9 protein-coding genes are annotated in these 11,908 nt (G+C 55.4%); 4 read left to right on the top strand and 5 right to left on the bottom strand.

What is annotated here, in order from left to right; all coding sequences use genetic code 11:
* The first annotated feature begins 65 nt into the window (after window positions 1-65).
* The 4 genes from FHS27_RS18450 to FHS27_RS18465 all read left to right on the top strand — a co-directional run bounded on the left by FHS27_RS18450 (window position 66) and on the right by FHS27_RS18465 (window position 6,490).
* On the top strand, window positions 66-2,846 hold the full coding sequence (locus FHS27_RS18450; protein ID WP_184306361.1) for a cation-translocating P-type ATPase: 2,781 nt from the start codon (window positions 66-68) through the stop codon (window positions 2,844-2,846).
* A gap of 193 nt (window positions 2,847-3,039) precedes the next feature.
* On the top strand, window positions 3,040-4,092 hold the full coding sequence (locus FHS27_RS18455; protein WP_184306362.1) for a class I fructose-bisphosphate aldolase: 1,053 nt from the start codon (window positions 3,040-3,042) through the stop codon (window positions 4,090-4,092).
* Window positions 4,093-4,116: 24 nt separating this feature from the next.
* Window positions 4,117-4,425 (top strand): hypothetical protein, encoded by a 309-nt coding sequence (locus tag FHS27_RS18460; RefSeq protein WP_184306363.1) that lies wholly within the window; start codon window positions 4,117-4,119, stop codon window positions 4,423-4,425.
* Entirely contained in the window at window positions 4,418-6,490 is a 2,073-nt protein-coding gene (locus tag FHS27_RS18465; RefSeq protein WP_246420119.1) for a glycogen debranching protein, read from the top strand. Before FHS27_RS18460 ends, FHS27_RS18465 begins: the two co-directional genes overlap by 8 nt.
* A gap of 35 nt (window positions 6,491-6,525) precedes the next feature.
* On the opposite strand, the gene FHS27_RS18470 is transcribed toward FHS27_RS18465, so the two are convergent.
* The 5 genes from FHS27_RS18470 to FHS27_RS18490 form a co-directional block, all read right to left on the bottom strand.
* Window positions 6,526-7,578: a dihydroorotate dehydrogenase-like protein gene (locus FHS27_RS18470; protein ID WP_184306364.1), complete on the bottom strand. Its 1,053-nt coding sequence runs from the start codon at window positions 7,576-7,578 to the stop codon at window positions 6,526-6,528.
* An 86-nt stretch (window positions 7,579-7,664) separates the two neighbouring features.
* Window positions 7,665-9,227, bottom strand: coding sequence for a bifunctional aminoglycoside phosphotransferase/ATP-binding protein (locus tag FHS27_RS18475; protein WP_184306365.1), 1,563 nt, complete (start codon window positions 9,225-9,227; stop codon window positions 7,665-7,667).
* A gap of 3 nt (window positions 9,228-9,230) precedes the next feature.
* Window positions 9,231-9,650 carry a hypothetical protein gene (locus FHS27_RS18480; protein ID WP_246420121.1) on the bottom strand — a complete coding sequence of 140 codons (420 nt, stop codon included), beginning with the start codon at window positions 9,648-9,650 and terminating at the stop codon, window positions 9,231-9,233.
* 215 nt (window positions 9,651-9,865) lie between these two features.
* Entirely contained in the window at window positions 9,866-10,840 is a 975-nt protein-coding gene (locus FHS27_RS18485) for a universal stress protein (RefSeq protein ID WP_184306367.1), read from the bottom strand.
* Between the two features lie 48 nt (window positions 10,841-10,888).
* A complete protein-coding gene (locus FHS27_RS18490; RefSeq protein ID WP_184306368.1) occupies window positions 10,889-11,791 on the bottom strand; it encodes a universal stress protein in 903 nt (300 codons plus the stop codon).
* Window positions 11,792-11,908 lie beyond the last annotated feature (117 nt).

Here is an 11,908-nt window from a genome sequence, read left to right on the forward strand (position 1 = left end):
GATGCTGCGTCGGACCGCGGTGGGGGTGGAATTTCGAGGGGAGAATCCAGCATTAAGTTCATCCGATGGCAATCCAAACGGTTGTTGAGTTACCGAGTGACCCGGACCACGAGCAAGAGGTGATAGCACCGCCCGGCGGTTACCATGCCGATCGGGTTGATACCGTTGTCGAGTCATTGCAAACTTCTTTGTCGACGGGACTGACCGAGGTGGAGGTTGCAAGGCGACGCGACCAATACGGCATCAACACGCTGCATGGAGGTCAAGAGGCCCGTTGGTATCAGGTGCTCGGTCGTCAATTCACCGACGTGTTGATCCTGATCTTGATCGTCGCAGCGATCGTTTCGTTGGGTGTGGGCGAAGTCACCGACGCGGTCACGATCTTTGCGATCGTGTTGCTCAATGGGGCACTCGGCTTTGTTCAGGAATGGAAAGCAGAACGTTCTCTCGCGGCACTTCGAAACATGTTGGCTCCGACGTGCCACGTCATTCGTGATGGCGACGAACGAACCGTGGAAGCTGATACGCTCGTTCCCGGTGACATCGTGCGTCTCGAGACCGGAGACAATGTGCCGGCCGATTTGCGGATCGCTGAATGTCGAAACCTTCGTATCGATGAGTCGGCGTTGACAGGAGAGTCCGTCTCCGTTTTTAAACATGCCGATCCGGTCGATGCCGGAACCAATTTGGCCGAGCGAACCGATATGGCATGGATGGGAACGGCAGCAACGGGTGGCCATGGTATTGGTATTGTGGTCGCCACGGGGGGGCAAACCGAGTTCGGACGCATCGCGACGATGACCGAAGCGATCGGACGCGACACCACGCCGTTGCAGCAAAAACTCGGCGTGCTCGGCAAACAACTCGGGCTTGCGGCGGTGGGAGTATCGGTCATTGTCGCGTTGACAGGTTGGGCGATGGGCAAACCGTTGTTGGAAATGTTCCTGACGGGTGTGTCTCTCGCGGTGGCCGTGGTGCCGGAGGGATTGCCTGCGGTGGTGACGTTAACGTTGGCACTTGGTGTGCGAGAGATGGTGCGGCGGAAAGCCTTGCTGCGTCGATTGCGTGCGGCCGAAGGTTTGGGCGCAGCGACCGTCATTTGCACGGACAAGACGGGGACTTTGACGCAAAACCAGATGACTGTCCAACGGATTTGGATGGCGAATGATGAGGTCAACGTGACCGGTGTGGGATACGATCCTGCAGGCCATTTTGAGATTGATGGTGAAAAGATCGATCACCGAGAACACGACGGTTTGCGTCATTTGCTCCGGTCGAGTCTCCGGTGCAACCACGCGAAATTGACGAAAGAGAACGGTGTTTGGCAACAACGGGGCGCGCCCACCGAGAGTGCGTTGGTTGTCGCGGCGTTCAAGGCGTGGTTAGATCCGTCGGATCACCACCGTGTGGTCGAAGAACACTGTTTCGATTCGACTCGAAAACGAATGACGGTGATCGAGCAATCCGGCGACAGCCTGACGGCGCATGTTAAAGGGGCCCCTGAGGTCATCCTATCACTGTGTTCGCATATCTGCGATCACGGACGCTGTCGTCAGTTGACGAAAGATGATGTCGCTCGTGTGAATATGGCCACGGAATCAATGGCGAGCCAGGGGCTACGGACGCTCGCGATCGCACGCCGCGATCTTCCCAACCATCATTCGCTCGACGCAGACAGTGTTGAGAATTCGCTCACGCTCCTTGGCATCGTTGGGATGATGGACCCACCACGTCCGGAAGTTACTGATGCGATTGCGTTGGCGGGGACTGCGGGGATCCGTGTCTTGATGATCACGGGAGACTCAGCGGCGACCGCGTTTGCGATCGCAAAACAGATCGGATTGTCTGCGAAGAAATCGCTCCTGGGGAGTGAACTCGATGCGATGACTGACGAGGAGTTATCGCGGGATCTGAAAAGCGACGTTGTCTTCGCCCGAACAACGCCTGAGCACAAGTTGCGAATCGTGAAGGTCCTTCAGTCTCAGGGGCACGTTGTTGGAATGACTGGCGATGGCGTCAACGATGCTCCTGCGTTGAAGAAGGCTGACATCGGAATCGCGATGGGGAAACGGGGGACCGATGTCGCCAAAGGTGCATCCGATATTGTTTTGACAGACGACAATTTCAGCTCGATCATCAGTGCGGTCGAAGAAGGTCGGCGACAATACGACAACATACAAAAGTTCGTCAGATACTTATTGTCATCGAACACCGGCGAGGTCATCGCAATCTTTGCGAATATCATCATCGGCGGACCGTTGCTGTTCCTACCGGTGCAGATTCTTTGGATGAATTTGGTCACGGACGGCTTAACCGCGGTTGCTCTCGGTTTAGAGCCTGCGGAACGTGGAACGATGCGCCGTCCGCCCCGCAGTCCTGATGAGCCCGTGTTGACGAAGTCGGGGATCGCGATGATTGCTGCCCTCGGTACTTACGTGGGCCTCGTTTCGTTGGCGTTGTTTCATTTCTACCTGCGTGAAGGTGACACTCATTCGTTGATCGTCGCTCAAACGGTCGCCTTTACCGGCATCATCGTGATTGAGAAGGTTAACGTTCTAAACTTCCGGTCGTTGCATACACCTATGAAGTCGGTCGGGTTTTTCAGTAACCCGTGGGTGTTGGTAGCGATCGTCCTAACGATCCTCTTGCAAGTTGCCGCCGTGTATGTGCCACTGCTTCAGTCGGCACTGCGTACCGTGCCACTGACATGGCAGGATTGGGCGTTGATCGTCGCCGTGGCAATGCCCGTGTTCTTGGTAACCGAGGCGGTGAAGCTGTTCGCGAATCGTGGCGAGACCAACGAAGTCGGTACGACGGGTATCGAGTCGGCTGTGCAGTCAAAGTAGACGCAAAGTGAAACAATGTTGGGCAAGGCACTTCGGCAGGTGCGCATCCGATTGCACAGTAGCACGAGTTGATGAGTCTTTATGACACGGTTTTTTTACCAATCGAATGATCCGGTGCCACGGCGCACAAATTGCACGTTCTAGATGTCACGTAAATTGCTTCGTTCGCCACATAAGTCGGGAGAGTTCTGAGATGGCCACTTCAATTGAAACTCTGTTGGGAGACGACGCTCGATTTCTCTTGGATCATGAGGCAACCACGATTGACCGAGGCCGTTTGCAACTGCCGGGGCCCGATTTTATCGAACGGGTTGTCAGCGGGAGTGATCGCAATCAGCGGGTGATAAACAACCTCACGAGACTTTTTGATCACGGCCGTTTAGCGGGAACCGGTTACGTTTCCATCTTGCCTGTCGATCAAGGGATTGAGCACACCGCCGGGGCTTCGTTTGCCCCAAACCCGGACTACTTCGATCCGGAGAACATTGTGCGGTTGGCGATGGAGGGCGGTTGCAACGCCGTCGCGTCCACATTTGGAGTTCTCGGTGCGGTTTCTCGGAAGTATGCCCATCGCATCCCGTTTCTAGTGAAGATCAATCATAACGAATTGCTTACCTATCCGAATTCCTACGACCAAGTCATGTTCGGCGGTGTGGAGCGAGCGTTCGATATGGGCGCTGCTGCCGTTGGGGCGACAATCTACTTCGGATCTCAGGAATCGCGTCGCCAGATTGTGGATGTTGCCGAAGCGTTCGAGCACGCTCATGATCTCGGGATGGCCACGGTGCTGTGGTGTTACCTGCGCAATTCCGATTTCAAAACGGACAAAGACTATCACACGTCGGCGGATTTGACCGGCCAAGCGAATCACTTGGGTGTCACCATTCAAGCGGACATTATCAAACAGAAACTGCCTACCAACAACGGAGGATTCACCGCGATCGGGTTCGGAAAGACTTCTCCGCTCGTTTACAACGAACTCACGTCCGAGCACCCGATCGATCTTTGTCGTTATCAGGTCGCGAACTGCTACATGGGGCGTGCTGGGCTGATTAATTCGGGCGGCGCGTCGTCGGGTGCGTCCGATCTTTCCGAAGCGGTCAAAACCGCCGTGATCAACAAACGTGCCGGCGGGACTGGGTTGATCTCAGGCCGTAAAGCGTTCCAGCGTCCGATGAAGGACGGAATCGAACTGCTGAATCGAATCCAAGACGTCTACTTGGATGACTCTATCACGATTGCTTAACTGAATTCCAACGAGGAGATCAAAATGAAAGACCCGTTTGTACAATCGCAGTGGGAACAGCTTTGCGATCACTTGGATCAGGTTGCTGAACATTTGGGTGAGAAAACGCACCAGGTAGCAGAATTTCGCCGTGAAGCGGAGGCGTTTCGAAATGGCGAATCGCCAGACCGCTACCAGCATCTACTCGAACGAGTCGCGCAGGCAACCGAGATCGCGATCCGTTGGCAATCAGCGAGCGATCGGCATGAACATGACGACGCTCTCGTCGATGAAGCGAGCGATGAAAGCTTTCCCGCGAGCGATCCACCGGTGTTCAGCCACAGTCATGCCTGAGCCCATGTCGCGGCGATGGGAATCACGGGAAGGTTCGCCCTACCCGCTCGGTGCATCGTACCTTGAGTCCGACGAAGCATTCAATTTTGCAATCTATTCGAAACACGCCGAACGAGTGACGTTGTTGTTGTTCAGCGAAACGGACATGACGAATCCGGTCGTGCGTTTCGAGTTCGATTACTTGTACAACAAGTCGGGGGCCGTTTGGCATTGCCGAATCCCATTGGCTTCGATGGCGGACGCAAAATACTACGGATATCAGATCGATGGTCCGGCGCCGGGAAGTACCTTTGAATTTCACGCGTTCGATCATGAAAAGCTGCTTCTCGATCCATACACGCGAGCGGTGCACTTCCCGGAAGGCTTCAATCGTGAGGCCGCACGGAGGCCCGGTTCCACCGTCGGCGTCGCGCCGTTGGGCGTTTTACCCACGGTCGGCTGTGGGTTCGATTGGGGTGACGAAACTCGTCCACGGCATGAATTTGATTTTGTGATCTACGAATTGCATGTGCGTGGGTTAACGCAACATGAGAGTTCAGGTGTGGCTCCCGATAGGCGGGGCACATTTTTGGCCGTTGTCGACAAAATTCCGTACCTTCACGATCTCGGAGTTACCGCGGTTCAGTTGATGCCCGTTTTCCAGTTTGATCCCGACGATGGAAACTATTGGGGCTACATGCCGTTGGCGCTCTTCGCGCCCCATCATGCCTACGCCAGCAGCTCGCATCATTGCCGGCAACGCGACGAGTTTCGGACGATGGTCAAAGCGTTTCATGACGCGGGCATCGAGGTGTTGTTGGATGTGGTTTATAACCATACCTGCGAAGGTGACCACACGGGCCCGATCTACAGTTTCAAGGGAATCGATAACAGCACCTACTACGTTGCCTCTGGTGATCAGGCGAATCCGTACGCAAACTTCAGCGGCACGGGCAATACGTTGCACACCGCCAATCGCAATGTCCGGCGTTTGGTCGTTGACAGCATGCGACATTGGGTCGACGAGATGCACGTCGACGGATTTCGGTTTGACCTCGCGTCGATCTTCACACGCAGTTCCGATGGATCCATCAACGCGAGCGATCCGCCTATTATCGGGCAAATCGGTGCGGAGGATGATCTCGCCCATATTCGTTTGATTGCCGAGCCCTGGGACGCATCGGGCGCCTTCCAACTCGGCCGGAGTTTTCCGGGGTTGCAGTGGAGGCAGTGGAACGCTCGGTTTCGAGAATGCGTGCAAAAATTCGTTCGAGGTGATCGCGGTCTCGTGCCAGAATTAATGACACGTATCTATGGCAGTTGCGATCTTTTTCCCGATGACCGGATGGATGCGTACCGACCGTTCCAGAGTGTAAATTACGTTGCCTCGCATGACGGTCTCACGATGGCCGATCTGGTTTCTTACTCCCGAAAGAATAATTGGGCCAACGGACATCAGAATGCAGATGGGCCCGTCGACTACAGTTTCAATTGTGGCGTCGAAGGTTGGTTGGCGGTCACCGATGATGTGCTCGCCGAGCGAAAGTTGCGGGTGAAGAACTTTTTCGCGATCCTGATGCTGTCTGCGGGAACACCTATGTTTCGAATGGGCGACGAGTTTCTCAATTCACAATCAGGAAACAGCAACCCGTACAACCAAGACAACGAAACGAGCTGGCTCGATTGGAATCTCACGGAACAGCACCAGGATATGCTTCGATACGTTCGAATGATGATTGCGTTCCGTAAGTCGCATCCATCGATATGTCGCTCGCGGTTTTGGCGAGATGACATCAAGTGGTACGGCACCGATCATTTGGTCGATCTCTCGGCGGAGTCACAACATCTCGCGTATTGTTTGCATGGTGACGTCGAAGACGACTCCGATCTGTATGTGATTATTAACAACTCAGAACGATCGAGTTCCTTCGGAATCCAAGAAGGCGGTCCAGGATCATGGCGACGAATCATCGACACGGCCCAAACTAGTCCGCTGGATATTGTCGACGAATCCACCGCCGAACTGGTCGTGGATAGTTTCTATCTCGCATCGCCCCATAGTATTGTGGTGTTCACGCGTGAGTGACGATCCGCGGAGAAGGCAGTTCGCTGAGCGTGATGCTAGTGCGTGGTGGGGTGCCCCCAGCGATCGGAGTGCAAGACGTGAACGGCGCTCTCGGAATCGATCGTCTCGAGGCGTTTGGTAAGTGCGGCGATGTACGCTGAACGCTCTTGCTCGTCCGTGAACTCGAGTGGCCGCTGTGTCTGCAAATCTCGCAAGGATTTCATTTGGTGTCGATCTAAGAAAACGGTCAACCCGTCTAGCAAGGATCGGATTACGTCAGGTCCTTCGCGATAGATCGCCGACGTCACCATGGCAACGTCTGCTCCGGCGAGGAGAGCCTTGATCAAGTGATCGGCGTGTCCGATTCCGCCACTCGCGGCGAGCGGCATCGCGGGGCAGAAGCCATGGACTTGCATCAACGAGTCTAACGCGTCCGTCTCGGATTCCGAGGACGTCAAACGCCAACGCGATGCGAGCTTGAGGCTATCGAGGCAGATGTCGACGGTCGGTGCCCGTCCGTGCAAGACCAACCCCTGTGCTCCAGATTGCAATTGCCGCGCGATGTGAGGGATGCTGGTGAAATTCCGCCCCAGTTTCACGAACAGCGGAATCGTGATCGCTGCGTTCACGTCACGAACGGCATCCAAAATCGTCGTTTCGATCTCGGCAGAGCTTTTGTATTCCCTCGCTCGGCTGTGGTACACGTTCAATTCGATGGCTGCTGCGCCCGCCTCTTGCAGCTCGCCCGCGAAATCCATCCAACCACCGGCTGTGTAACCGTTCAGGCTCGCGATGACGGGAATGTTGAGCATTGAGCTCGCTCGATTAACCAACGCGAGGTACGACTCCGCGTTCGGGCACGCCCAATTATGTCGCGACGCGTCAGCGGAATTGAGGATACGTCGCTCGCGTCCGGTGAGAGCACGGCCGATCTCAACGCTCCACTTGACGACTTGTTCCTCAAACAGCGAGGGCAACACGATCGCGCCGGCACCTGCGTTTTGCATTGCGATGCGTGTTTGCTCGTTCATGGTCATGGGACACGCGCCGATAATCACCGGCGACGTCAGGGAAAGTCCGCCAAAATCGGTGTTGAGATGTGTGTACATCGGATGTGTCCTAAAGATAAGAGGGGCGTTGTGCGAATGGTACGGTTGAGTATTAATCTGACCGAGCTATTCGCGATGAATACTTCTTACAGACGGCTCACGGTGTCGACCAAGTTGGGGATTTCAATGACGTAACGACGTTCAGACGGGCTCAGGCAATCTCGCTCGGCGAGTTGGTGATTGAGTACATTCACGTCCGCATCCGATGCGCTCGTGTCTTTGGCGATGCGATCGGCGACACGTTGATGTAGCGTTTGAAGATCCGATTGGCATTCCAGAATCCGGAACGCGACGCCTTCGTTTTTCGCGATCTGTTCAAACTGCTCGCGGTGTTGTCGTTTGAGGAACGTGGCATCCACGATGACGCTGTAGCCGGCGTGGAGGACGCGACGAGCCAAACATCCCAATCGCTGGTACGTCGTCTCTGTGTGCTCGGTCCCGTAGAGTGTTTTCTTGGCGATGTCCGAGACACGATCAGTCGGTTCGAGACCGAGGCGACGCTTTCGTTCGACATCGCTGACGACGCGAAAGCAATCATGACGCTGCACCACGAATTCGCTCAAGGTGGTTTTACCGCTTCCGCTAACGCCGTAGGTGATCCACAGGCTTGGTGTTTCCTTCAGCGTGAAGCGATAGGCGAGGTCGAGATGCCGCCGTGCGTCGATCGTGGCTTGGTCTTGCTCCTCTTTTGAAATATCAAACTGAGATGCTCTCATCATCGGCACCATCGCCCGGACGAGAGCCCGGTAGAACAGGAACCAACGCAGCAGGCTTAACGAGTCGTAGTCACCAGATCGTTGAACGTACGCGTTGATGAAACTGCGAGAGAGATCGAGGTGGCCACGTGCGGCGAGATCCATAGCCAGAAACGCGGCGTCGCTGAGCACGTCGATCCAGCGCAGCCGTTCGTTGAATTCAATGCCGTCAAACGGAATCAGACGATCTCCCCAATGCACGACATTCTGTAGGTGAAGGTCGCCATGGCATTCTCGGATATAGCCATCCGACACGCGTTGAGCGAACTGGTCGCGGTGGTTGGCAATGTATTCCTTGGACCAATCACGTAGCACCTTAATCGTCGCGACGGTGCTGTCATCGATCGCTTGGTCTTCCAATCGGTCGAGCAGGAGACGGGAATTGGAACTTAAGAAGTCGGGCCACCCGTCGGCAAATTCGGGTTCGCAGACAGCCGCGGATTGGTGAAAAGCAGCGATCCAGTCAGCGAGGTCGAGCACTTCTTGGCTCGTCAACAGGCCCTCGTCGATGCGTTCGCTTAGCAACGAACCCTTGGGGAAACGTGTCATCTTGACTGCGTATTCGACGATTTTACCATCGCCGCCGACTTTCAATTCGCCATCATGTAGCGTGATGGGAACGACGCCGAGATAGAGCGTTTCATCATAGCGACGGCCCAATCTGACTTCCTCGGCGCAGTAGTATTCGCGTAATTGAAGATTGCTGTAATCGAGGAAGTCTGTCGTCAGCGGTTTCTTAATTTTGTATGCAAACTGACCAACCAAGAACACGATCGAAATGTGGGTTTCAAATGTTTCGATTTCGCCGACGACGTCATGAGGGTATGCCTCTGGGCGGGTCAGCGAATCCTTCAACTCGGTCGTGTGGACGTCCTCAGCAGATGAGATCTTCATCGACTACTCCGTTTGTAAACTCATCAATTCAATTCGGTGCTTACGCATATAGGAATGGCACTCGACGCAGCGAACCGTCATCGCAACATACCCAAGCGTGGCACGGTTGATGTCTTTGTCCTGAGCGGCTTCCGCGATGAGATCAGCACTACGCCGAAAATCACGACTTTGCGATGCGTATTCTTTGGTCTGCAAGACATTCCATCCCGCCTCCATGCTGAGCAGTCGCATGCCTCTAGCGTTCGACGCAACCTTTTCGTAATCCTCCATTGTCAATCCTTCGAGGATTGATTTCGATTTCTCCAACTTCATCCGCATCAGCGGGCTGAGCTGCGTCGCGGGTGCCGATGGAGGATCGGCATGGATAGGCAAACCAAACGCAACTGCGGCAACCACGAGAGTGCAAATGATGATCCGGTTCATGTCGATTCTCCAAAGAATGTCGTCACGCCACATGTCGTGGGTGACCGCGGGTGGGGTGTCGGTGGCTGCGATCGCAGAGCGATTTGGTCCCTTAGTGTGCTGAGCGTTAGCGTCGTTCCATGGTGTTCTGTCAGAGTGGTTGAGAATGATTCGCGAGATCGCGGCACGTCTCGGTCTCAGGAAAATCCCACGACCTCAACAAGGAAGCTATCCGGTTAGATCAGCGGAAGAGGTTCGTCCTCCTGTGTTAATACCGATCCACTCGGAGCGACGGGTGACCGGAAATCGTCCGGCTTTAACGCCAACAGCGAGCAACTGATGTCCGAGATGACGGTTTCTGCGGTATTGCCGATCAGAACACCCGATATCCCCGTCCGGCATACCGTGCCCATTACCATCAAGTCCGCCTCAACCTCGTCGGTGACATCCCGAATGACGGTGGCGGCACTTCCTTGACGCAAATGCAAATGGATGTCGTTGGCTTCGGCGAACGGAGCCTGCAACAATTGGTCGACGGCCTGACGGACACGCGCGTGATGGTCGCGCCGCATGGATTCGATTTTTTCCGGTCCGACGTGCTGCAGCATGGAATCTTCCATCCACAATCTCCACGCGGCGACAATGTGGAGTGTCGCCCGATCACGTCGTGCGATTGAATAGGCTTGCTCGAGGATTTCACGATTCAGATTGCAGTGTTTCTGATCGGTGGATTCGACGTCGATTGCCGCAACGACCTGATCGAACTCTCCGTGCAACTGTGGTTTGAGTAACAGTACCGGGCACGGACAAATACGCAGCAGCGACGTGCCGACACTGCCGAACAAACGTCCCGTTGGCGAGAAGGCGTCTGCGTTCTTGACGACCAAGTCGTGGTCCTCGTCGATCACTCGCCTCGTGATCTCGGTGGCGGCGTCACCAACGGCAACGCACACGTCGATTGGCCGACCGATGTCGGAGATCTCGCTCGCGATTTCCATTAAACGCCGCCGACGATCAGCCGCCACTAACGCTTCGATTTCATCTGGTTTAGCAACATCCGTCATCAGGCCGAGCACCGATGGCATCGGCTTGACCACGTCCATCAACGTCAAAGACGCTTTGTTGTCGAGTGCCAGTTGAGCGGCGCGGGTAACGGCGGACTCGCGGTGTTCGGTCCCCGCGTAGACGAGAATGTTGTTGAAGCGTTTCATGAGTCTGACTTCCAGATCGGGCGTTAGGGAAGGAGTCGCGTGTGCGGATTACGCACCGTGGGCCCCGATTTCTTCCATCTCTTTCTTTTTTCCACCGTGAATCATTCGGTTGCGAGTGATCCAGACGCTGCAGGGAGCGTGTCGAAGGACATACCGCGTCATGCTGCCCATCAAAACACGTCCAAGACGCGTTCGCGGAGTTTCTCCAACCACCATCAAATCGACTTCATGCGATTCGGCGTATCTCACCAGCCCTTCACCGATGTGATCGCTTTCGATGAGAAGTCCCTTGGCGTTGGGAGCCGAGTCGTGTAGTGCAGCGGCCGCTCGCTGGATCGATTCCGGGGACACCTTTGGCGGAGGTGCATCGAAAAAGCGATCCGGATAACACACCGAGATCAGCCGCACGTTGCTTTCGGCGCCCCAATCGAATTCGGCGAATTCTTCGATTGCCGCCTGTGCGGGGCCGGCGTCTTCGTAGCCGATCAAGACACGAAGCGGATGGACACCCTCAACAGCGCCGGTCGGGCGAATCACCAAGACACTGCAGGGTGCGTGTGTCGCGACGTAGTCACTCGTGCTGCCCAACAAAACGCGGGCGATACCAGCGTGCCCCGTTGCACCGAGGACAACTAGCTCAGGGTGAATCTCGCGAGCAACGGCGGTGATCGTTTCCGCCGGATGTCCCTCACGTACGATCTGTCTTAATACGACATTGGCACCCGTGAACATCTCCTGCACGCTCGCGAACGCTTTGTCTGCGAGTTTGCGTTCTCTCGCCAGACAGGTCTCGTACCAATCGCCGGCCAAGTAGGTTTTCTGGGCGCCGGGAACGTAGATCACCGTCACAACGGTCAACTCGATCTGCTCATCGTGTGGCAAATGCGCGAGGAAGCGGGCCGCGTCATTCGCTGTCGAGGAACCATCGGTCGCGAGTAAAATGGACTTCATCAGATACTCCTTCGAATCGAACTCACCAATCGCACTTCGGTGCCAGGTATGCCTCGAATGATCGTTGCATTCCGGGTACCAAACCTCAAAACCTCTTCAACTCGGCTGTTCCAGAGA

This window comes from Aporhodopirellula rubra, from assembly GCF_014192335.1.
Lineage (GTDB): Bacteria > Planctomycetota > Planctomycetia > Pirellulales > Pirellulaceae > Rhodopirellula > Rhodopirellula rubra.

Bases quoted from the DNA above. Each gene is read 5' to 3' on its own strand.
- FHS27_RS18480 (WP_246420121.1), bottom strand. From the start codon at position 9,650: ATGAACCGGATCATCATTTGCACTCTCGTGGTTGCCGCAGTTGCGTTT.
- FHS27_RS18475 (WP_184306365.1), bottom strand. From the start codon at position 9,227: ATGAAGATCTCATCTGCTGAGGACGTCCACACGACCGAGTTGAAGGAT.
- FHS27_RS18470 (WP_184306364.1), bottom strand. From the start codon at position 7,578: ATGTACACACATCTCAACACCGATTTTGGCGGACTTTCCCTGACGTCG.
- FHS27_RS18460 (WP_184306363.1), top strand. From the start codon at position 4,117: ATGAAAGACCCGTTTGTACAATCGCAGTGGGAACAGCTTTGCGATCAC.
- FHS27_RS18465 (WP_246420119.1), top strand. From the start codon at position 4,418: ATGCCTGAGCCCATGTCGCGGCGATGGGAATCACGGGAAGGTTCGCCC.
- FHS27_RS18485 (WP_184306367.1), bottom strand. From the start codon at position 10,840: ATGAAACGCTTCAACAACATTCTCGTCTACGCGGGGACCGAACACCGC.
- FHS27_RS18455 (WP_184306362.1), top strand. From the start codon at position 3,040: ATGGCCACTTCAATTGAAACTCTGTTGGGAGACGACGCTCGATTTCTC.
- FHS27_RS18450 (WP_184306361.1), top strand. From the start codon at position 66: ATGGCAATCCAAACGGTTGTTGAGTTACCGAGTGACCCGGACCACGAG.
- FHS27_RS18490 (WP_184306368.1), bottom strand. From the start codon at position 11,791: ATGAAGTCCATTTTACTCGCGACCGATGGTTCCTCGACAGCGAATGAC.